A 21,447-nucleotide genomic window follows, 5' to 3' on the forward strand; every position below is an offset into this window, starting at 1 on the left:
CGGAATCGCCCCAACAGCTTGGAGAAGAAGGACGGCATCCGTGAATTTTCGAGACGCATCTTATTGAGACAATGAAAAGCGCAACAGTTTAGTGCAAGCTCCAGGCAAGGCAGGCTGCCCTGGTCATCACTTGCTTGAATGCATGAAATGGCATGGCTGGATGCCCAGTACCTCTGGCGGTCCCCATTTCATTAATCCAGTCGTGCAGCACACGCCCCATACTGCTGGCGAGGACTGACGGCAAGCCGTCAAGGCAAGTGTGCAGGAACTGCGGCTGGCTCAGGAGAACACATGCATGGAACGGCGATGCCTTGCAAGACCATCGAAGCAAGGCAGCCTCTTTCAGAGTTGAGGAACATGCTTCGATGCTCAAGTTTCCTGACCAGTTCACTCTTCCAAAAAGAACTTGCCAGAGTTTCCGCCGTCATTCCATGAGCATGCATTTCCATCGCATGTCCAATCGTTACTCAAACGCAAGAGGTGGATTTATGGAAAAGAATGACGTTGTCTCAACCCTGAACGACTTGATCCAGACCTGCAAGGACGGGGTGGAAGGATTTCGCACCTGCGCCGAAGACATCGGCAACCCGGAATTGAAGGCTTACTTCAATGATCGGGCCGAGCGTTGTACCCGCGCTGCCGAAGAGTTGCAGGACCTGGTCATCGACTACGGCGGCGATCCTGCGACCTCCTCGCATGTAAGCGGCACATTGCATCGCCGCTGGGTGGATGTGCGCTCTGCGATCACGGGGAAAAGCGAACAGGACGTGCTGGAGGAATGCGAACGGGGCGAAGACGTCGCCAAGCACTACTATGAAGCGGCGCTGCAGAAGGATCTGCCTGAAGATGTCCGCTTGATCGTGGAAGACCAATACCGCGGCGTTCAGCTGAACCACGATCAGGTGAAGGGAATGCGCAATCAGGCACGCCCATCCCATTGACCTGAGTGTTCGAGGGAGGCGCCAGCCGCCTCCTTTTCAACCCTGGGCCGCGCTTACCCTCTACAGGCACATGGGGGAAAGTTTCTGCTGACGGCGTCATGCCGAAGAAGCTACGCGAATAATGATCGGGGGCGCTATACGCCGGCAAATGAAAACTCTTCGATGCCGAGCCAGGGGCCGCCCTTGTATTCCCACAGCAGCAAGCCTGCAGCCTGGCCCGGCGGCATCTTCCACTCCGGCGCGAGCGCATCATGAAGTTCGCGGGCTTCCTGCACCGACACCTTGTTCTGGATGGTGACATGCGGCCGAACGCCTTGACGGTCCTGAGGCGTCAGCCAGGCATTGAAGCATGCCGCAAGCCGGTCATGCAGCGCCTGCAGCCCGGGACTCACGACTTCGATGGCGACTCCGCGTCCCAGCATTCGTACGCGAGGAAATGCAAGGTTCAGGATCGGGGTTGATGCGGATATCTGTTCCAGATGTGAACGAATCTTCGCCAATTCGCTGCCGGGAAGCGCATGAAACAGGGTGACGTGGGCGGACAGGAAGTTGCGCTCCGGCGGAAAATGCATCCGGCGCAACCCGTCGAGCCGTTCAAAGGAAACGGCATCAAGTTTCAGCGTCACGATAAGCGGAGAGTCCTGGTCCAAGATGATCGTACTGGCAGTTCATGCAGGGAGTTGCCAGCCAGTGTACTCCACGACGAACTCTTCAAACGCCTGTTTTTGCAGGGGACGGCTCAGCACGTAACCCTGTATCTCGTTGCATCCCATCTGCTCAAGGCGGCGACGCTGCTTCTCCGTCTCGACACCCTCGGCCGTCACTTTCATCCCCAGGGCTTGCCCGAGGTCAATCACGGTCGTGACGATTTTTTCCGCTGTCTCGTCCACTTCCATGTCGACGACAAACGATCGATCGATCTTCAGTTCGGTAATCGGAAAGCGCCTTAGATAGCTCAGCGACGAGTAGCCCGTACCAAAGTCGTCGAGCGAGACGTGTACGCCGATTTCCTTCAATTGCAGCATGATGGCTTCGCTGCGTTCTGCATTGTCCATCAGCAGGCTTTCGGTGATTTCGATGCGCAGCAGGGATGGAGGCAGATCGATCGCCTCGAGCAGCCCGCGGATTTTTTCTACCAAGCCGTTCTGCCTGAACTGCCGCATGGACACGTTGACCGATACGGCAATCGGGCGTCCTGCGTCGAGCCATTGCCTTGCCTGCCGCATGGCAGTCTCCAGCACCCAGGCGCCGACCGCGACAATGGCGCCCGACTCTTCCAGCCTTGGAATGAATTCGGAAGGCATCACCCGCCCGAAGTCGGGGCTTTGCCAGCGCAGCAAGGCTTCACAGCCGACGATGGCCTGGCTCGACAGATCGAGCTTGGGCTGATACTCCAGGAAATATTCGTTATTTTCCAATGCCACATGCAGGGCATTTTCCATCCGCAGTTCGCTTACCGCCTTTTCTCCCATCGAGGGATCGTAGTACTGATAATTGTTTCTCCCCTGCGATTTTGCGTGGTACATCGCCGTGTCGGCATGCTTGAGCAAGGTATCGAGGTCGTCGCTGTCCTGCGGATAGATGGTGATGCCGATGCTGGTCGAGATATGAAGCGTGCGGCCTTGCACGTCGAAGGGTTTGCCGATCGACTCGATCATCTTGCCCGCTACCATGGCGGCATTGTCGGCCGCGCTGATGTTGGTCAGAAGCGCCGTGAATTCATCGCCGCCGAGCCTGCAGATGACGTCAGTATCGCGTGCGCATTGCTCCAGCCGCTTGGCGACCAGAATCAGCAGTTCGTCGCCGATGTCATGGCCAAGGCTGTCGTTGATCGCCTTGAACCGGTCCAGGTCAAGGAACAGGACTGCGACGTGTTTCTTGAGAAAGCGAGCGCCGTGCATCGCTTCGGATAGCTTCTTCCTGAACAGCGCCCTGTTCGGCAGGCCGGTGAGCGTGTCGTGAAAGGCAATGTGCTGCAAGCGTGTCTCTGCCGCCTTCCGGTCTGTCACCTCATGAAAAACCATGACGGCGCCCAGAATGCTGCCATCGGCGCGCCGGATGGGGGCGGCCGAGTCTTCGATATGGAATTCCTCATTGTCGGTGCGGCGCACGAGTATGGTGTGGTTCTCCATTTCGACGATGCCGTTCTTGTCGAGACACTCCTTGATCGGGTTGACCGACGGCAGCCGCGACTTTTCATTGAAGATATTGAATACCTCATCCATGTGCCGTCCTTTTGCTTCTGCCGTCGTCCAGCCGGTGAGCGTTTCCGCAATCGGGTTGAGATACTCCACCACCATGTGGGCATCGGTCGTGATCACGGCGTCTCCGATGGACTGCAACGTCACCTGCGCCTTTTCCTTCTCCTCGCGGATGCGTTCCAAGGCGTCTTCAAGCTGTATGACGCCGCGCCGGTAGGCATGATCAAAGATGAACAGGGCAATGGCGATGGTGGCCAAGAAGGAGACGGTCGAAATGACGCCGAGCAGACGCATGTCCGCCACGACAACCGGCGGAAATTTGCCGACAAGCTCGGCCGCATAAAGCGCGGCAATCGTCAGGAGCCCGATTGCCGACCATATCAGGCCCGGTATGCGTCCCCCGGTCGCTATCGCGGCAATGGGGCATACGCCCAGCCAGAGGACCGTGGGGGCATTGACCCCGCCGAGCTGGTAGGTCAGGCCAAGAAGCAGGCAGAAAACGGTGGCGATCAGGCTGTTGCTTGCAAGAGCGACATTCTCGGCAACGCGCAGCAAGACAAAGCTGACAATCAAGCCGCCGGTCGCGAGCCAGCAAAAACGTGCAGCGGTATCATCCCCGAGTGACTGGTAGAGAAAGCCATAGGCAGGCATGACGATCAGCGCAATCAGCGACGACGTAATGAGGTTTTCGGTTTGCCAGAGGACAGCAGGCGAATTGCGCAATCCGGGAGGAGTCAGCGAGTGTATGACGGGTAATAGTCGCTGGTATGCCAGCAAGGGATGCAATGCCATACTCACGTCTCCATCGTCCCGCATGAGTGCGGTCACTATTATTGGTTTGCTTGCCGGCGCTGTGACGGTGCTGCGATTCCGAACAGTAGCGGGAACACAGCGCCGGGTACTGCTATGTATGCTTTAATACAGTTTGTTGCCTTGTATCAATACCAGTGTAACTGAGGATCGCATGTTCGTGGCATCCGGGATGCGATGTTGCGTAAGCGATGAACAGGGCTTCATGGGCACGTACGTCGAAGGGATCCATTAACGCCCGGACAATTCGAGCAATTTTCCATCGGTACAAATTTGTGCAGATGGAGGCAACCAGATATTGCCCGAGCCTGAGCGCATCTGAAGAAACAATCCGCAGCTTTTCTCATTTGCTTGAGGAAGACACCGGAGAACCGTACAAGAATGCACCCTGCGGGACGGCATGATCATCAAGGTCAATGTGACCTTCCTCGAATGGTCGGGATATGCACACGAGGCGCTCGTCGGGTAACGACGATTCCAGGCACTGCTGCCAGTTGCCGGCAAGCTGTTCCATGAGACGCATGTCGGCCCGATTCCGCTCATGCAGGACTACGTAAAGGAACTTGCCTTCGAGGTGGCAAGCGGGACCGGGGAGCGCCTGCCGGTTCTCCTGAATTTCATACTGAAGCGAGATACCACGGGCAATCTACCGGTTCCCGATTTGCTGCGGGCAGCATCAACGGCCGAGGAGGCGCTCGGCATGCTGCGCAGCGAGGTCTTCGATGTTCTCCTCACCGATGTCGGACTACCGGAAAAATCCGACATTGAACTGGCAATGGAGGCGGTCGATGTCAACCCCGCACTGCGCATCATCTTTTCCTCGGGCCATGGCGCGGCCAATGATGACAAGCTGAAGGTGCTTTCGCTTCTCAATCCCTGCAATGTGGAGCAGATCATGGATGTGTCAGCGAAGCTGACGAATCGACGGTAGGATGTATCCTCGTTTCTACAGCTTGCCCGCACCTGCTTTTTTTGCCGCCATGCGCCACCATGAACTTCCAGGGCCGACGGCATGCCAGCGCCAAATTCCGGGCTACGGTATCTCGGCAAGGAAGGGCGCGACGCGCTTCAAGCGGTCATTGGCTTCAAGCCCCATGAACGTCAATGCACCCGATATCCCTTACCTGCCTTTGCAGTCAGCTTCCCGGCAGCGCGTGAGCCTCTTCAAAGAAATACTCCTTCCATGATGCCGCCTTGTTCTTGAGCACGCCCAGCTTGTGCAGTTCTTCCGCATAGACATGGGTGCGATGCGGCGATACGGTGAAATCGTTCTCCGGATCTTCGATGATCTTGCGGACCAGTTCGAGAGGCAGCTTCGAGTTCTGCACCCGGATGAAGATATCGGCGGCAGCGGCCTTGTCAGCCTTGATCAGCTGCGCCGCCTCGACCAGTGCGTTGTAGAAGGCCTTGTAGGTCTTCGGATTTTCGTCATGGAATTTCTGCGTGCTGTACAGCACGTTGAAGGTCGCCGGCCCGCCGAGAATGTCATAGGAGCTCAAGACCTTGTGCACGTTCTTGTTGGCCGCGAGTGCCTGGTAATAGAAAGGCGCGCTGGAGAAATGCGTGTTGATTTCGGAGCCTCCGGCAATCAGCGCGGCGGTCGCGTCCGGATGCGGCAGGCTGACGGAAATGTTGTCGAGGCGCTTGAACTCGTCCTTGCCGAACACGCGGGCGGCCTCGATCTGCAGCGTGCGCGACTGGAAGCCGACGCCGGCGGCAGGCACCGCGATCCGGTCCTTGCTGCCCAGGTCCTTGATCGTCTTCACCGCCGGGTTGTTCGACAGCAGATAGTTCGGCAGGGATCCGAGGGCGGCAACCGCCTTGACGTTCTGCTTGCCGCGGGTGCGGTCCCACATGGTCAGCATCGGCGGCACGCCGGCCGAGACGACATCGATGGAACCGGCGATGAGTGCCTCATTCATGCCGGTGGCGCCCGACAGGCTGGACCAGTCGACATCGATCTCGATCCCCGCCTGCCTGCCGTGCTTCTGAATGAGCTGGCGGTCCCGCACCACATCCAGGATCAGGTATCCGATGCCGAACTGCTGCGCGATCCGGATCTTTCCTTCCGCATGCGCGGACAGGGACGGCAGCAGAAGCGACGCTGACAGGAGCGCGCAGGCCATGCGCAAGTTGCGGCGGCTGCCATCCGGTGCCGATGGCAACGTAACGTGCAGCGACCGGACACGTAAGATCTGCTTCAATGCCGCAATACCAGTGAACATAAACACTCCATTGTTTTTGAAAGACCTGCTCCGAGCAGTCTTGTTCTTGTTTTTAAATGCCAGAAATGGCCGGTCGCATAAGGTAAGGCGATGCCTTCGATAAGGCAACGAACCGATCTCACCGTCGATATGCGGAAAACAACTATAGAGTCGGAAAGGTGAGCGGGTGCACTGCCCGCTTTCGGAAGCTGCAGCGATCAGCGAAGGCCCTTTCCTGCGTGTGCTGAAAAAAAGCAATACCATTCCCGTTCGGGTGCGCAATGCCGTATGCCGCTTTTTCGCCAGCCTTACCACTAGTTACCTTGGGAAACTCTTAACGTGAATGACGATATCCACTTCTATGAGCCGAAAACCGGGCATGGCCTGCCGCATGATCCCTTCAACGCAATTGTGGGGCCGCGCCCCATAGGCTGGATTTCATCACGCAATGCGGCCGGTGAACTCAACCTGGCGCCGTACAGCTTCTTCAACGGCTTCAACTATGTGCCGCCCATCATCGGTTTCTCCAGCATCGGACGCAAGGACAGCCTGCGCAACGTCGAGCAGACGGGAGAGTTTGCGTGGAACCTGGCGACGCGGCCGCTGGCGGAGGCGATGAACATCAGCTGCACGGCGGTCGGACCGGAAGTGGACGAGTTCGTCCTGGCCGGTCTCACGCCGGCACCCTCGCGCATCATCTCGGTACCGCGCGTCGCGGAAAGTCCGGTGTCCTTCGAATGCAGGCTGACGCAGATCATCCAGCTGCGGGATGCGCAGGGAGGCGAGATTGATTCCTACCTGGCGCTCGGAGAAGTCGTCGGCGTGCATATCGCTCGCCACCTGCTCGTGGAAGGCATCTATGACACCGCCTCGGCACAGCCGATCCTGCGCGGAGGAGGACCTGCCGATTATTTCACGATCGAGCCCGAGTCCAGATTCAAGATGTACCGGCCCAAGGCACCGCAGCCGAATTGACGCTTGCGCGATCCCGTTCAGGCAGTGTGAATATTGCAGGTATGACGCTGCGGGATATGACTCCTGCTTAAGCGGGATCCGGCGAGATCTGGTTCTTGGCCAAGCTGATTGCCCCGTACCGAAGGCAGTACCGGCAGGCAAAGCCCGACATTGACCTGTCATTCTTCACCGCGAACCCGTTTGGGCCATGCCCTTCGTCGACCAGGCGATCGAGTTCGAAGTCGATGAACGCCATCATCCTTCCCATGTCCACTGAGAACATGGGCTGCGCATTGCATCCATGGCAGACCGCGATCCGCCCGGTGTCGTCAGCTGCCTTCGGGCTTGATCTGCGCGCGGGCGATGACGGGCTTCCAGCGCGCCTGTTCCTGGCTGATGAAGCTGGCGAACTCGGCCGAAGTGCTGCCCACCGCCAGCGCGGTTTCCTGCGCCAGCCGTTCCTGCACCGAGGCGGTCTTCACGGCCTTGATGGCTTCGGCCTCCAGCCGGGCGACATTTGGCTTGGGCCACTTTGCCGGAGCAAGGAGGCCATACCATTGCGTCATCTCGAATCCCGGAAACCCCTGCTCGGCCACGGTAGGCACGTCGGGCAGCTGCGGCAGGCGCTGTGCAGTGCCGGTAGCGATGCAGCGCAGCTTGCCGTTCTTGATGAATTGCAGGATCGCCGGCGCGCCGACCGCGGCCGCTTCCAGGCGGCCCGCCATCAGGTCGGTGAGCATCGGGCCGGTGCCGCGATAAGGCACATGCACCATGAACGTGCCGGATACCATCTTCAGGTATTCGAATGCGAGATGGCCGGCGCTGCCGTTGCCCGCCGAACCATAGTTGTAGCTGCCCGGCTTGGCCTTCAGGAAGGCGACGAATTCCTTCATGTTCTTCGCCGGGACATCCGGATGCACGACGTACAGGCTGGGCACCTTGGACAGCAGGCTCACCGGCGCGAAATCCCTGACCGGATCGTAAGGCAGTTTCTGAAAGATGAACGGGTTGACCGCAAGCGTGCCGATGTGGCCGAGGATGAAGCTGTGGTCGTCCGTACTGCCGGCCACTTCCTGCATCGCGATGTTGCCGGCCCCGCCCGGTTTGTTCTCGACATAGACATTGGCGCCGATGGACTTGGCCATCTCTGCGGCAGCGGCCCGAGCGACGATTTCGGAACTGCCGCCCGGCGCGAACGGCACCACCAGCCTCAACGGCCGCCGCGGCCAGGCGGCTTGGGCGAGGCCGGCGAGCGGATGGCTCGCCACCGCGGCAGCACCGGCGGACAGAAGAAAGCGACGACGGGAAAATGCATTGATGTTCATGACCGTTCCTTGAAATGGATGAAGCGCCGAAATGACGATAAGGCGGTTACGCGATGCAGCGGCCGCTTGGGTCGGCTGTTTCCAGCCAGGCGGGCGTCTCCTCGTGCGTCGCTGCGCGGCCGGGCAAGCCTAGAGGATCACTTGCCCAGCGCCGCATATCCGCATTCTTGTATATGCCGATAGCGTATGCCGGCATCCTTTCAATCTGCTTTCAGAGCTGCGCCGGGACGGCATTCGGCTGGGCCTGACAAGGGTATACGCTGGTCATGTGCGGTACGAACCGTCGAGCGAGGTTTGCCACGGCGGCACATCGCTCGAGCTCACGATCAAGAAATAGGGTCTCTGCAACCATTGCTGCCGGCCGTTCCTGCGTCTCCGGATCGGGGAATACCCGTGGCCTGAACCGGCAGCATTGCGCCTATGGCTCAGGCGCAAGCGTTTTCGCTTGGGCAAAAGCCCCACCTGGCCACATGGTCCTGCGGCCGTATTCCTGCTGCATTGGCACGACAAAAGTTCTCACTTTGTTTTTACATTGCGTGCAATACCATAATGCTGTTGCCATACATCAACTTTTTATGGTTACATAGGGACGAGACACGCATGACAGCATGGCGGCGGGATGTTCTCGGCCGCCAGGCAGTTAAGACCTACTATGACAAAGCGTATGAAGCCCGACATGGATATGCGGGACGGCACCCGCCGGCTTGCGGACGAAGCGCCCGCCGTCGTCTGGGAAATGGACATGAACCGGCGCTGCATCTATCTCGATCCGCGATCGGCGCAGGTGGTATCACCGGAAGCATTCAGCTTCGACGACTGGATCAGCTACGTCCATCCCGAAGACGTGCCCTTGTTTGCCGTGGGCGCGGAGCGCGCCCGCAACGGCGATCACCACACCATGGAATACCGCATCGTGCGCAGCGACGGCAGCGTGCGCTGGCTGCTCAGCAACGCCGCGCCCCGCCATGATGCCGACGGCAACGTGATCGGCCTGCTCGGCAGCCTGGCCGACGTCACAAGCCATTACGAAAGCAAGGAACGCCTGCTGCGCAGCGAGGCCGAACACCGGCTGCTCACGGAGAGCGCAGGCGACATGATCGCGCATCTCAATTCCGAAGGGCGCTATGTGTATGTGTCGCCGTCGCACCGGGATTTCTTCGGTTACGAGCCGGAAGAGATGGTGGGCAGGCGGGCCATCGAATTTCTGGTGGCCGAAGATGTGGAACATGCGGCCTCCACGCGGGGCATGCGGCCCCGAGGGCTGGCGACGATGCGCGGCAGGCGGCGCGACGGCACGACCTTCTGGATGAGCATCAACCTGCGCGCCGTGCGCGACCCCAAGACCGGCGAGCGCATGGGGCTGGTTGCAGTGAGCCGGGACATCACGCCGCAGGTCGAGGCCGAACGCGAGCTGGCATTGCGCGAGGAGCGCTTCCGCAGCCTGACCAAGCTGTCGTCGGACTGGTACTGGGAAGTCGATACCGAAGCCGTGTTCACTTTCATCTCCGAGGGCATCGAGCAGCGGCTGGCGCTGCGGCCGGATGCTATCATCGGACAGCACATGGCCTACACCGCGCGCGACATGTCCGAGGAAGGCGTCAGGGAATTCCTCCGCTGCTTCGCCGCGCGCGAACCGTTCCGCGACCTGGTGTTTTCCGTCGGCCTGCCGGAATATCCTGGCGTGGTGAGACACATCCGCATGTCGGGCGAACCCTTCTACGTCGACGGCACCTATGCCGGCTATCGCGGCGCCACCACCGATGTCACCCGCGAGATCCGCACCGCGCAGCAGATGCAGAAGCTGGCGACGCTGGACGCCCTCACCGACCTGCCCAACCGCAGCGTGCTCGATGCCACGCTTTCCGCCCGCCTGAACGACCGCCGCGCCGCGTCGCCGCTGGGCGTCCTGTTTCTCGATCTGGACAGGTTCAAGGAAGTCAACGATTCCCTCGGTCACCGCTTCGGCGACGAGCTGCTGCGGGAAGTGGCGCGCCGCCTGCGCGCCTGCACCCGCCCCGACGACCTGGTCGCGCGCCTCGGCGGAGACGAGTTCGTCGTACTCGCGGAGTGCCGCCGGGGCGAGGCGTCGGCGGCGCGCCTTGCGCAGAAGCTCCTCGAAGCGCTGTCGGCTCCGATCGTGGTGGAATCGCAGGAGATCAAGGTGGGCGGCTCGGTCGGCATCAGCCTGTATCCGCGCGACGCCGCTGCCAGCGAAACGCTGCTGTCGGCGGCCGACACCGCGCTCTACCGCGCCAAGGAACAGGGCGGCGGCGTGTACTGCTTTTTCACCTCGGAAATGCGCGAGAAGACGCTGATGCGCCATACCCTGCAGCAGGACATGCGCGGCGCGGCGGCGCGGGGCGAATTCGCATTGCATTACCAGCCCCGCGTGAGCGTGCACAGCCTGAAAGTGGTGTCCGCCGAAGCGCTGATCCGCTGGCAGCATCCCCGGCTCGGCAATGTCCCGCCGGGATGCTTCATCCCGCTGGCCGAGGAGAACGGCTGCATTGCCGAAATCGGCGCCTGGGTGCTGGCCGAAGCCGTCAGGCAGGCCGCAGCCTGGAGAAAGAGCGGACACATGCTGAAGATTTCGGTCAACCTGTCTCCGCGCCAGCTGCACGACCGCTCCATCGTCGACACGGTGCGCAACGTGCTCGCCCGCGAAGGACTGCCTGCGGAAGCGCTGGAGCTGGAAATCACGGAATCGGCGCTGATGCAAGACCAGTGCCTCGCCATCTCCGTGATGCGGGAATTGAAGCTGCTCGGCGTGCGTCTTTCCATCGACGACTTCGGCACCGGCTATTCCTCGCTGTCCCATCTGCGCAAGTTCCCGCTGGACTGCCTGAAACTCGACAGGAGCTTTCTCGACGAGGAACAGGCGTCCGACGTCAATCCGCTGATCCTTGCCGAATCCATCATCGACCTCGCCCACGCGCTCAAGCTGACCGTGGTCGCCGAAGGCGTGGAAAATGCGGAACATCTGGACTTCCTGCGCAGCACCTCCTGCGACGAAATCCAGGGCTATGTCATCAGCCGCCCCCTGCCGGCACCCGAGTTCGAGGCGAAATACGTCGCAGGTCGGCATCGCGCCCAGGCCGAAGCGGACGGCATGAAGGCCGGATGATCCCGCCGCCCGAGCCTCATTCCAGATTCCGCTAAGATGGCGGTTTTTGCGAATGAGGTAGCGATGAAACGCGATCAAATGCTGATGGAGGCCATTCTCGGCCAGCTGCTGCAGTCTCCCGACCCGCTGGTCGGCACCAGCCACATTGCGCAGCGGCTGAATGTGGAACTGCCGGTGGTGCGGCACCATCTCAACCTGCTGCAGGACAAGGATCTGGTGCACGAAGCCGAGAGCGGCGTCTGGCGCCTGACCAACCACGGGCATGATTACGTGGAAGGTTCGCCCGACCAGAGCATGGCATTGAAGCTGCCGTCGTAAGCCGCGCCCGCCAAACCCTTCCTACCCTCTTGCAGGAGTCAGCCAAATCTTTCGCTCACTGTTACAAGGCGCGATGCGCATGCCCAAGCTGGCCATCGCCGCGGTGCTGCTGGCCCTGGTTGCACTGGCCAGCGCAACCACCTATGCCGGTTTTCTTCTGGTCAGTACCGTTGCGCTCTATCTGAACGTCAGTCGTTTCGTCGCCGGCCTCCTTCTCGGCATCCTGTTCGCCAGGCTGCCTTGGGTGCGGGATGGAAAGTTGCGGGCTGTAGGCCTGCTGCCGGGAAAGGCACGCCTGCCGGTGATGGCGTCATTGCTGACATTCTGCCTGCTGCATTTTCTTTACCGGGGAGACATGGTGCCGGTGCTGTTTCTCGGCTTTGCCGTCAGCTTTCTTCTCGGCTACCGGCGGCTGAGGCAGTTGCTGCTGGCGCGCGCGGTGTCGTCCTTCTTCCAGCCGGCTCCCGGTCCTGCCAGACCGCAGGATGACAAATCCGTCATCGATGTCGAATTTCGGGAAAAGAAGGACTAGGTCAAACCGGACCGACATGTCCGGCAAGAAAGCCACGCAAGACATCATCTCCGAGATTCCCGGAACGTGGCGCTCCGCGGTTTCATCTAATGTCATGAAAACCGGATAAGGGGAAGAGATGATGACAACCGCAGCGGCAAAGGAAGCGCGGCAAGGCGCTTCCGATCTCGACGTGATACAGCGCGTGCTCGGCGGCGAAAAGAATGCCTTCGAGCTGCTGATGCGGCGTTATAACAGGCCGCTGTACCGCACCGCGCGCAGCATCCTCAAGGATGACGCGGATGCCGAGGATGCCCTCCAGGAATCGTACCTCCTGGCTTACCGGAATCTCCATCTCTTCCGCGGCGACTCGAGCCTGGCGACCTGGCTGACGCGCATCGTCGTGAACGAATCGGTGGCAAGGCTGCGCAAGACCGCGCGGCGCGCGCAAATCATCGAGCTGGGTGCGAATAAAGTCTCGGACGAGCACCGATATGAGGATGCAATGCCTTCGATGAGCCCAATGACCGCGGAACCACCGGAGCACTCGACGGCGCGCGCCGAAATGCGGGGCATGATCGAAAGGAAAATCGATGCCCTTCCGGAAAGCTTCCGGGTTGTGTTCATGCTGCGGGCCATCGAGGAAATGACGGTCGAGGAAACGGCCGCCTGCCTCGGCATTCCCGAGGCGACCGTGCGCACCCGCTACTTCCGTGCAAAGAGCCTCCTGCGCGAATCGCTGTCGCGGGAAATCGATTTCGCGCTTGAAGAGGCATTTGCATTCGACGGCGCGCGATGCGACCGGATCGTCGAAGGCGTCATGCAGACGTTGAGCGATCCGTCTTCCGACCGGACATAAGTACGCCCTCGGAGATATGCCGGGGATGCATTCGCAGCAGAACCTTTGAAAACAAGGAGATCTCACCATGAACCGCATCATGCACTGTGCCGTTTCCGGGTTGTTCGCCGCATTTGCCGTCACCTCGTTCGCCCAGTCCGACGCGCCCAATGACGCCCAGATCGCCGGGATCGTCGTCGCGGCGAATACCGTGGATATCAATGCCGGAAACCTGGCCGAGAAAGTGTCCAAGAATAACGAGATCAAGAAATTCGCGAAGCAGATGGTGACCGACCATACCGGCGTGAACAAGCAGGCCACCGCCCTCGTCAAGAAGCTGAAGGTGACGCCGGAAGAAAGCGACATCAGCAAGAGCCTCAAGAGCGATGGGGAAGCCACGATCGGCAAGCTGAAGACGCTCAAGGGCAAGGAGTTCGACAAGGCTTACATCGACAACGAAGTGAGCTATCACCAGAGCGTCATCGATGCCCTCGACAAGACGCTGATCCCGAACGCGAAGAACGCCGAACTCAAGGACACCCTGGTCAAGGTCAGGCCCGCGTTCGTTGCGCACCTCGATCATGCGAAGCAGATCCAGGCATCCATGAAATAGGATCGGCCATGAACGGGCTTGTTCTTGCTTGCCGGTACGGATGGCCGCTGCATGGTCGGGCATTGGCAGCGGTCGCTGCATCGGCCGCTGCGTTGGCCGCTTTCCTCTGCCCGATGGCAAGCCATGCGCAGCCCCCCGCTGCCGTGCATACGGTAAGGATCGAAGCGATGCAGTTCTCTCCTGCGTCGCTCGAGGTCCGGGCCGGGGATCGCATCGTATGGAAAAATGCCGATCCCTTTCCGCATACCGCCACGTCCGTTGATCGGAAGTTCGACTCCGGAAACATGACAGCGGAAAAGACCTGGACCTGGACGGCAAAGCAAAAAGGCGTCTATCCCTATATCTGTACCCTGCACCCCGGAATGAAGGGCGTCGTCACGGTGAAATAGCCTGGCGGTACCAGCCGCTGCGATATTATGTGTGTCAGGATATCCAGCGAAACGCTGGATATCCTGAACCGCAAGTTTTTTCGCTCGGCCTGTGTTTGCCTCAAGGAGAACTGCCGCATGAAGCCCCGCATTACCGTGCTGACGCTCGGCGTTGATGACCTTGAACGCGCCGTTGCATTCTATGGCGATGGCCTCGGCTTTCCGACGCAAGGCATCATCGGCAAGGAATTCGAACATGGCGCCGTGGCCTTTTTCGATTTGCAGGCTGGCCTGAAGCTCGCCCTATGGCCGCGCAAGAGCATCGCGCACGATTCCGGCCTGCCTGATGTGCAGAGGGCTTCGACGGAATTCACCCTTGGACATAACGTTTCGTCGAAGGACGAAGTCGACACCGTGATGCAGAAGGCGGAGAAGGCCGGCGGGCGCCTGGTAAAGCCCGCCCAGGATACGTTCTGGGGCGGGTATGCCGGCTACTTCCAGGACCCGGACGGACACTTGTGGGAAGTCGTATGGAATCCGCAGATACTGCCGCAGGATTAACGCTGTGTCCTTTGCATCAGCACCGATTGAACTTCCTTACCAGCGGAAACTGACACCCAGCTTTTCCCCCGCCTGCCGCAGTTCTTCGCGCAGGGCTGCCGGCACCGGGATGCCTTCGCGCCGGCGCTCGGCTTCGGAAGCGGCCTGCCGCTGTCCAGGATAGCGGCCCGACGTTCCGGAAGCCTGCAGGTAATGCTGCAGCCATGCGCCCGAGTAGGCATCGAATGCTGTGCGGCCGAACATCAGTTCCGGGTTGATCACCAGCAGGAAGGCGCTCGCGTCCGACGCCGAACCCGCCGTGCCCGTGTTGCGGTTCTGTTCGGGTTCCGCGCCGCTGAAGCTGCCTGCGAGGCATTCGACCATCATGGCCAGGCCGATACCCTTGTAGCCCGCCATCGGCAGCATGGCGCCGGCCAGCGCCTTCGCAGGATCTGTGGTCGGTTCCCCATCCGGGCTGATGGCCCAGCCCTCCGGTATCGAAGGCAGCTTGTCGCGCACCGCCTGCAGGACATTGCCCCTCGCCACGATGCTGGCAGCCATATCGAACACGAGCGGCGGCCCGTCCGCCACCGGCATGGAAAACGCGATCGGGTTGTTGCCGATGGCCCGCGCGGTGGCACCCGGCAAGGCCATCAGCGGCGGCGTTCTCTGGCACAGCATTGCGAACATGCCCTGTTCGCTGGCCTGCAGCACGAACATGCCGAGCGCGGCGAGATGTCCGCTGTTGCGGATGGTGCATCCGGCCATGGCCGTCGTGCGCGCCGCGGCAATCGCCGCCTCCATGGCGCGGCTTGCCACCACCTGCCCCAGGCCTTTCCTGCCGTCGCAATGCAGCGTGCCGTGGCGGCTTTCGAGCAGCGGCTGCGCAAGCGGATCGACTTCGCCGCCGCGCAGCTTGTCGAGATAGGCCGGAATGCGTGCGATGCCGTGGGTGTCGATGCCGCGCAGGCTGGTGCGCAGCAAAACCTGCGCGCCGAGTTCGGCGTCTTCCCTGTTCATGCCGGAAGCGGTGAAGGCAGCAGCGCTCCATTGCATCAGCTCGTCGGCGGAAATGCGCTGTTGCTGAAGGTCTTTTTCTTGTTCGATCATTCCATGTCCTTGGGTTCGCATCGGCAAGGCAGCCCGTGGCCAGCTTGGCAATGATAGCGTTTCTGCGAACCTGCTTTGGTCAAGCAGGCCTTTGCCGATACGTCAAGCATTGTTTCCATTCGTCAATTAACAAAATGAACCATTTCCCTGAAACACTCATCGAAGCCTAGAGCGGTTTCGTCTAGACCGGCTTAGTCGAGGCCGAGGCGGATTGGCTCTGGGACAGGGCGTGGCGACGCGACATGGCGGTGTCATGGCAAGGAGCCGCAACGCGGTACCAGAGCTAATCGGTCCGGGATCGACAAGCCGGTCAAAACGAAACCGCTCTAGCTGCATGCAGCAAGTTTTTTCGAGTACCCAGGGAGACGAATTTGTTCACGTTGTCACGATCACATAGTGCAGTAAAACCTTTTTTTGGCCCAATCATTTCCTGCAGCGCTGCAGCCCTTGCCCTTCTGCTTGCAGGCTGCGGAGGCGGCGATGGCGGTACGGATGCCGGCACGTCCGCGCAGTCCGGCACAGCCTCGCCCGCGCTACAAGCATCGCAGGCTCCGCAGGCCGCGCCAGCCAGCCAAACCAGCTCGGTTGCGGAAAGCACCGACGGTGCACAGCAGGCGGAAGCGCCCGCGACTTCAAGCGCGCCTGCAGACGAGACGGCAACCACGACCGATACCGCGCAGGCCCGCCGCCCAGCGTCGACAACAACAGCAACAACGACGCCAACCGCATCCACCACGACAGCCGCAGGCACGTCCACTTCCACGACTTCAACCACCGCAACCGCCGCCCTGCCCGCGTCGCTCACCTGCGGCCTGAACAACTTCCAGGCGGAGATCATGCGCCTCGTGAACGAAGCGCGCGCATCGAGCCGCTACTGCGGCTCCACGCTGTATCCCGCGGCATCGCCGCTGAAATGGAATGCCCAGCTGTTCAATGCCGCCGCCGGGCATTCGAGCGACATGGCGAGCAAGAACTACTTCTCGCATACCGGTCTCGACGGCAGCACGTTCAGCCAGCGGATCACCGCCGCGGGCTATGCATGGAAAACGGCGGGCGAGAACATTGCGGCCGGACAGAGCAGCATCCAGTCGGCGATGAACGGCTGGCTGCAAAGCCCCGGGCATTGCGCCAACATCATGAAGGCGAGCTATGTCGATGTCGGCGTGTCCTGCGCGCAGAACAGTGCCTCGACCTACAAGCTGTACTGGACGATGGAGCTGGCGGCGCCGAGATAAAAGTCCTGCAGAAACAGAAGGGCAGCCGTTGAACACGGGCTGCCCTTTTTTCAGTATGACGCCGATCAGGAACGCGCTGCGCGCGCCTTGGTCACTTCCATCTGCCCCTGCTGGAAGCCGGATGCGGGCACGATCTCGCCGCTGCGTTCCGCAAGACGGCCGGCGTTCGCAGCCAGCTGTTCGGCGGCATCCGCAGCCATGCCGATATGCAGGCCGTCGGTGAGCGTGATGTTGGAACGCGAGAACGTGCCGGCGCCGGCGCACAGCACGGTCTTGGTCGGCGCATCGCGCGACACCAGGTAGAGCATGCCGGGCGTGACGCTTTCCGGCGTCAGCAGTGCGAGGTCGTCGGCCTGCATCAGCTCTTCCGTCATGCGCGTGGCGGCGGTGGGCGCGAGGCAGTTGACCCGCACATTGTATTTCTCGCCTTCGATGGCCAGGGTCTGCATCAGGCCCACCAATGCCATCTTGGCCGCACCGTAGTTGGCCTGGCCGAAATTGCCGAACAGTCCCGATGACGATGTCGTCATCACGATGCGGCCGTACTGCTGCTGCTTCATGATGTCCCACACCGCCTTGGTGCAGTAGACCGCGCCCATCAGATGCACGTCGACGATGGCACGGAAATCATCGAGGCTCATCTTCGAGAAGCTCTTGTCGCGCAGGAAGCCGGCATTGTTGACGAGGATGTCGATGCGCCCCCACTGCTGCATGGCCGCCTCCACCATCTGCGCCACGCTTGCCGGATCGGTCACCGATGCCGGGCTGGCAATCGCTTCGCCGCCGGCCGCGCGGATCTCGTCGACCACGCGCTGCGCCGCCGATACTTCGGAACCCGCGCCGTCGCGCGATACGCCGAGATCATTGACGACGACCCTGGCGCCGCGCGCGGCAAGCTGCAGCGCATGCGAGCGGCCGAGGCCGCCGCCGGCGCCGGTCACGATGGCGACCTGATCGTCGAAGCGAATGGAGGTGGAAGTTGTCTCTGATGTTGTCATGTTTATAGGCCTGGGCGGCAGAATGGAACATGCGTTCGATTATATAGATCGGCTTGAAAACATGTTGGGCGGAGTTCCCTCACCCCGGCCCTCTCCCAGAGGTAGAGGGTGAGATCAGCGACCCGAAAAATGAATCATTTTTCGAGCCGAATCAATAAGGTGCTACAGGATCTGCTGCATGCACCACTCAGCGAACTGTTCCGCCGGCAAAGGACGGCTGAACCAGTATCCCTGCGCATGGTTGCAGCCGTGCGCCTTCAGGTAGAGGAAGGCGTCTTCGGACTCGATGCCCTCGCCGATGATTTCCAGCTTCAGGCTGTGCCCCAGGGCGATGATGGCTTCCGTGACCAGCTGGCTCGAGTGATCGCAGCCGATGCGCCGCACGAAGGACTGGTCCACCTTGAGCTTGTCCAGCGGCAGGCTGCTCAGGTGGCTGAGGCTGGAGTAGCCGGTGCCGAAATCGTCGAGCGCCACTTTCACGCCGAGCGACTTGATCCGGTTCAGGATGGCCACCGCTTCGTCGATGTTTTCCATGACGGCGCTTTCGGTGACCTCGAGCTGCAGGAAGGAAGGGTCGATCCGGGCATCGAGGATGATGCGCCGCATTTTTTCGGCAAAGCCCTTTTCCCGGAACTGCAAGGGCGAAACGTTGATCGCAATCGAAACCTTCAGTCCTTTTGCCAGCCATGCTTCGTGCTGGCGGCAGGCTTCCTTCACGACCCATTCGCCGAGCTCGCCGATCAGGCCGGCGGATTCGGCGACAGGTATGAAGGCTTGCGGGCCGACGGCCTGTCCGTCGTCGGCAAGGCGGACCAGTGCCTCCGCGCCGGTCAGCATGCCGCTGTCCATGTCGACCACCGGCTGGTAGTGAAGGCTCAGGCGGCCGTGCTTGAGGGCTTGCTTCAACCGTGCTTCCAGCGAATAGGCTTCATCGGCGCGCTGGTTGAGTTCGTCGCGGTAGACCTGGAAGCTGGCGCGGCCCGACTGCTTGGCCTGGTACATGGCAAGATCGGCCGCATGAATCAGTTCGCTCATGGTCGTCGCATGCGCCGGGTAGTAGCTGATGCCGATCGATGCGGAGAGCGACAGTTCCAGCGAATCGATCAGGATGCGCTTGTCGACACTGTCGATCACGTGCTCCGCCACGACTGCCGCCCGGCGCAAGTCCGGCGCGAGGTGGGGCAGGACGATGACGAACTCGTCGCCGCCCAGCCGCCCGACCAGGTCTTCGGCACGCGTGCAGGAGTGCAGGCGGCGGCTGACTTCCTGCAGCACCCGGTCGCCGACATCATGGCCGTATAGGTCGTTGACGGGCTTGAAGCGGTCGAGGTCGATGAACAGCAGCGCTCCTTGTCCGTGCTTGCGCTGGGCCGCGGCGAGCAGGCGGTTGCCGTATTCAAAGACGAGGGCGCGGTTCGGCAGGCCGGTCAGCGGATCGTGCAGCGCCGCCTCTCGCGCCTGCCGCTCGGCCAGCTTTCTCGCATTGATGTCGGTATGCGTTCCCACCAGCCTGGTGGCGCGCCCGTCTTCCGAACGCTCGCCGGCCATGCCCTGGCACAGAATCCAGCGCCAGCTTCCGTCCGACGAGCGATAACGCGCTTCGATCGAAAAACTGTCGCGCCGCCTTTCGATGACGTCATTGATCAGCTCGCGCGCGCTGCCGCGCTCCTCCTCATGCATGCATGAAAGCCACTTGCCGACGTTTTCCATTTCGAACGCCGTGTAACCGAGCATGGAAAACAGCCGGTCGTCGGCAGGCAGCAGGCGCTCGCTGGCCACATCGATTTCCCATACCGCCGTATTTCCGGCCTTCAGTGCCAGCGCCAGCCGCGATTCGCTGTCGCGCAGCTGACGTTCCGCCTGGATGCGCTCGGTGATGTCCTCAGCCGACAGGATGATGCCCCCGACTTCGCCGGTGTCGTCGGTCCATGGCCAGATCTCCCAGCGATACCACTGCTCCGTCCCATCGGCACGTATGAAGCGATCGGCCTCCGCGCCCAGCGTTTCGCCGGCGAGGCCGCGCCGATGGGCGTCGCGCCATTTCTCCGGGATGCCGGGAACGAGGTCGTAGTGACATGCGCCGATGACGTTCCTGCCGTCGAGCAGCAGATTCTTCAGCCAGAGGCGGCTTGCCGCGAGATAGCGCATGTGCTTGTCGAACACGGCAATCGCCACCGGCGCATGCTCGGTCAAGGTCTTCAGGCGCTTCTCGCTGCGCCGGAGTGCCCTGCTGTGTTCGGCCAGGTCGCTTTCTTTAGCCCTAAGCGCGCTCGAACGCGACTTGAGCAGGCCGGCGGCTTCTTTCAGCGCCGCCGCGACCTGGGCGGCTTCCTTGACTTCCACCACGGGCAGAACGATCTCTTCGCCCATGCCCAGCGCTGCCGCCGGCTTCACGAGGGATTGAAAGGAACGCACTATCCTTTGGCTCAGCACATGGGCGAGCGCAAGCGTAAGTATGAAGAGGCACAGCAGCGCCAGCGCCAGGATGCCCAGCTGACGCGACAATTCGCCCGCCAGCAGTTCCCGGGGAATATTCACCGCGACCCGCCATCCGGTCAGCGGGGAACGCGCATAGGTGACCAGGACGGGGGCGCCGTCGCCGTTCATGCCGTCGAAATGCCCTTCGTCGCCCTGCGTCAGGTCCTTGACGTAGCCGTCGCCGGCTTTCTGCCCGGTGAACCGGTCTGCCTCCTCGCTGCGCGCAACGATGACGCCGCTGCCGTCGAACACCGTGGCGATCCATCCCGACGGCAGGCGCTGGGCAAGCAGGATATCGTTGAAGCCTGCGGGTTCGATGGTGATCGTCAATGCATAGATGACCCGGTCGCGGCGCATGACGGGCACGCCGACCGCCATCAGCGGCTGGCCTGTGATGGCGCTTGCGAAGAGGGGAGAAATGACCGGGCCGCGGTCGGCGAATACCTGATGCACGAGTTCGGTATTGCCGTTCATCGGCAGGTCGGTGCCGTACTCGGCCGCGGTATTGACCACAAGCTGCCCGGTGCTGTCGGACAGGCTGATCGTCGATCCGAGCCCTGTTTCTGCGAGGGTGCGCCGTGCCTGGGCATGAAAGCGCTGAAGATTGTCCGGATCGATGGCATCCGTGGTGGCCAGGCCCTGTCCGAGCCGCTGGACGCCGAGAATCCGCGTATCAATGGCCTGGACCAGTGCTCTCGCGGTCTGCAAGGTATCGAGATCCAGCTGCGCCCGGCTCAGCCGGTATTCATGGATCAGCAGGAATGCAACGCCCACGGTTCCCGGCAGCAGACATCCAAGTACAAGCCATAGCAGCAATGTACGAACGGACCGCTGGGGCGGGCCCTCATTTGCTAACGGAATGTGATTTGGCGTCGGCAC

19 protein-coding genes are annotated in these 21,447 nt (G+C 61.2%); 11 read left to right on the top strand and 8 right to left on the bottom strand.

The features are described 5' to 3' along the window. Positions 1-365: 365 nt before the first annotated feature. Entirely contained in the window at positions 366-941 is a 576-nt protein-coding gene (locus IGW03_RS18315) for a ferritin-like domain-containing protein (RefSeq protein ID WP_323744995.1), read from the top strand. 134 nt (positions 942-1,075) lie between these two features. Here IGW03_RS18315 and IGW03_RS18320 read toward each other — a convergent pair whose 3' ends face one another. After that, positions 1,076-1,567 (bottom strand): 2'-5' RNA ligase family protein, encoded by a 492-nt coding sequence (locus IGW03_RS18320; protein ID WP_323744996.1) that lies wholly within the window; start codon positions 1,565-1,567, stop codon positions 1,076-1,078. Between the two features lie 42 nt (positions 1,568-1,609). After that, positions 1,610-3,934: a putative bifunctional diguanylate cyclase/phosphodiesterase gene (locus IGW03_RS18325; RefSeq protein WP_194724002.1), complete on the bottom strand. Its 2,325-nt coding sequence runs from the start codon at positions 3,932-3,934 to the stop codon at positions 1,610-1,612. A gap of 559 nt (positions 3,935-4,493) precedes the next feature. Here IGW03_RS18325 and IGW03_RS18330 point away from each other — a divergent pair. Beyond that, positions 4,494-4,883, top strand: coding sequence for a response regulator (locus IGW03_RS18330; RefSeq protein WP_194724003.1), 390 nt, complete (start codon positions 4,494-4,496; stop codon positions 4,881-4,883). A gap of 205 nt (positions 4,884-5,088) precedes the next feature. On the opposite strand, the gene IGW03_RS18335 is transcribed toward IGW03_RS18330, so the two are convergent. Beyond that, the gene (locus IGW03_RS18335) at positions 5,089-6,078 is read right to left on the bottom strand and encodes an ABC transporter substrate-binding protein (protein ID WP_194724042.1); all 990 of its coding nucleotides are present in this window, start codon (positions 6,076-6,078) and stop codon (positions 5,089-5,091) included. Between the two features lie 417 nt (positions 6,079-6,495). Between IGW03_RS18335 and IGW03_RS18340 the strand changes: the two genes are divergently transcribed. Further along, on the top strand, positions 6,496-7,131 hold the full coding sequence (locus tag IGW03_RS18340; protein ID WP_194724004.1) for a flavin reductase family protein: 636 nt from the start codon (positions 6,496-6,498) through the stop codon (positions 7,129-7,131). 67 nt (positions 7,132-7,198) lie between these two features. Here IGW03_RS18340 and IGW03_RS18345 read toward each other — a convergent pair whose 3' ends face one another. Beyond that, entirely contained in the window at positions 7,199-7,369 is a 171-nt protein-coding gene (locus tag IGW03_RS18345) for a hypothetical protein (RefSeq protein ID WP_194724005.1), read from the bottom strand. A 70-nt stretch (positions 7,370-7,439) separates the two neighbouring features. Further along, positions 7,440-8,435 carry a Bug family tripartite tricarboxylate transporter substrate binding protein gene (locus tag IGW03_RS18350; RefSeq protein ID WP_194724006.1) on the bottom strand — a complete coding sequence of 332 codons (996 nt, stop codon included), beginning with the start codon at positions 8,433-8,435 and terminating at the stop codon, positions 7,440-7,442. Between the two features lie 652 nt (positions 8,436-9,087). On the opposite strand from IGW03_RS18350, the gene IGW03_RS18355 reads away from it, so the two are divergent. The 7 genes from IGW03_RS18355 to IGW03_RS18385 all read left to right on the top strand — a co-directional run bounded on the left by IGW03_RS18355 (position 9,088) and on the right by IGW03_RS18385 (position 14,768). Next, positions 9,088-11,559: a sensor domain-containing protein gene (locus tag IGW03_RS18355; RefSeq protein WP_194724007.1), complete on the top strand. Its 2,472-nt coding sequence runs from the start codon at positions 9,088-9,090 to the stop codon at positions 11,557-11,559. A 63-nt stretch (positions 11,560-11,622) separates the two neighbouring features. Further along, complete coding sequence (locus IGW03_RS18360; RefSeq protein ID WP_194724008.1) at positions 11,623-11,877, top strand: helix-turn-helix domain-containing protein; 255 nt, start codon at positions 11,623-11,625, stop codon at positions 11,875-11,877. 79 nt (positions 11,878-11,956) lie between these two features. Next, on the top strand, positions 11,957-12,409 hold the full coding sequence (locus IGW03_RS18365) for a hypothetical protein (protein WP_194724009.1): 453 nt from the start codon (positions 11,957-11,959) through the stop codon (positions 12,407-12,409). A 118-nt stretch (positions 12,410-12,527) separates the two neighbouring features. Then, positions 12,528-13,247, top strand: coding sequence for an RNA polymerase sigma factor (locus IGW03_RS18370; protein WP_228535747.1), 720 nt, complete (start codon positions 12,528-12,530; stop codon positions 13,245-13,247). 67 nt (positions 13,248-13,314) lie between these two features. Next, positions 13,315-13,839, top strand: coding sequence for a DUF4142 domain-containing protein (locus IGW03_RS18375; RefSeq protein WP_194724010.1), 525 nt, complete (start codon positions 13,315-13,317; stop codon positions 13,837-13,839). Positions 13,840-13,847: 8 nt separating this feature from the next. Beyond that, positions 13,848-14,228 carry a cupredoxin domain-containing protein gene (locus tag IGW03_RS18380; protein ID WP_194724011.1) on the top strand — a complete coding sequence of 127 codons (381 nt, stop codon included), beginning with the start codon at positions 13,848-13,850 and terminating at the stop codon, positions 14,226-14,228. 117 nt (positions 14,229-14,345) lie between these two features. Further along, positions 14,346-14,768, top strand: coding sequence for a VOC family protein (locus tag IGW03_RS18385; RefSeq protein ID WP_194724012.1), 423 nt, complete (start codon positions 14,346-14,348; stop codon positions 14,766-14,768). Between the two features lie 36 nt (positions 14,769-14,804). Here the strand turns inward: IGW03_RS18385 and IGW03_RS18390 are convergent, their stop codons facing one another. Next, positions 14,805-15,857: an Ldh family oxidoreductase gene (locus IGW03_RS18390; RefSeq protein ID WP_194724013.1), complete on the bottom strand. Its 1,053-nt coding sequence runs from the start codon at positions 15,855-15,857 to the stop codon at positions 14,805-14,807. Between the two features lie 380 nt (positions 15,858-16,237). Between IGW03_RS18390 and IGW03_RS38180 the strand changes: the two genes are divergently transcribed. Then, on the top strand, positions 16,238-17,092 hold the full coding sequence (locus tag IGW03_RS38180; RefSeq protein ID WP_228535749.1) for a CAP domain-containing protein: 855 nt from the start codon (positions 16,238-16,240) through the stop codon (positions 17,090-17,092). A gap of 65 nt (positions 17,093-17,157) precedes the next feature. On the opposite strand, the gene IGW03_RS18400 is transcribed toward IGW03_RS38180, so the two are convergent. Together IGW03_RS18400 and IGW03_RS18405 are read right to left on the bottom strand one after the other, a co-directional pair. Then, positions 17,158-18,090, bottom strand: a complete 933-nt coding sequence (locus tag IGW03_RS18400; protein WP_194724014.1) for an SDR family NAD(P)-dependent oxidoreductase — start codon at positions 18,088-18,090, stop codon at positions 17,158-17,160. 162 nt (positions 18,091-18,252) lie between these two features. After that, a complete protein-coding gene (locus tag IGW03_RS18405; RefSeq protein WP_194724015.1) occupies positions 18,253-21,342 on the bottom strand; it encodes a bifunctional diguanylate cyclase/phosphodiesterase in 3,090 nt (1,029 codons plus the stop codon). Positions 21,343-21,447 lie beyond the last annotated feature (105 nt).

Source organism: Noviherbaspirillum malthae, from assembly GCF_015352985.1.
Classification (GTDB): domain Bacteria; phylum Pseudomonadota; class Gammaproteobacteria; order Burkholderiales; family Burkholderiaceae_D; genus Noviherbaspirillum; species Noviherbaspirillum malthae.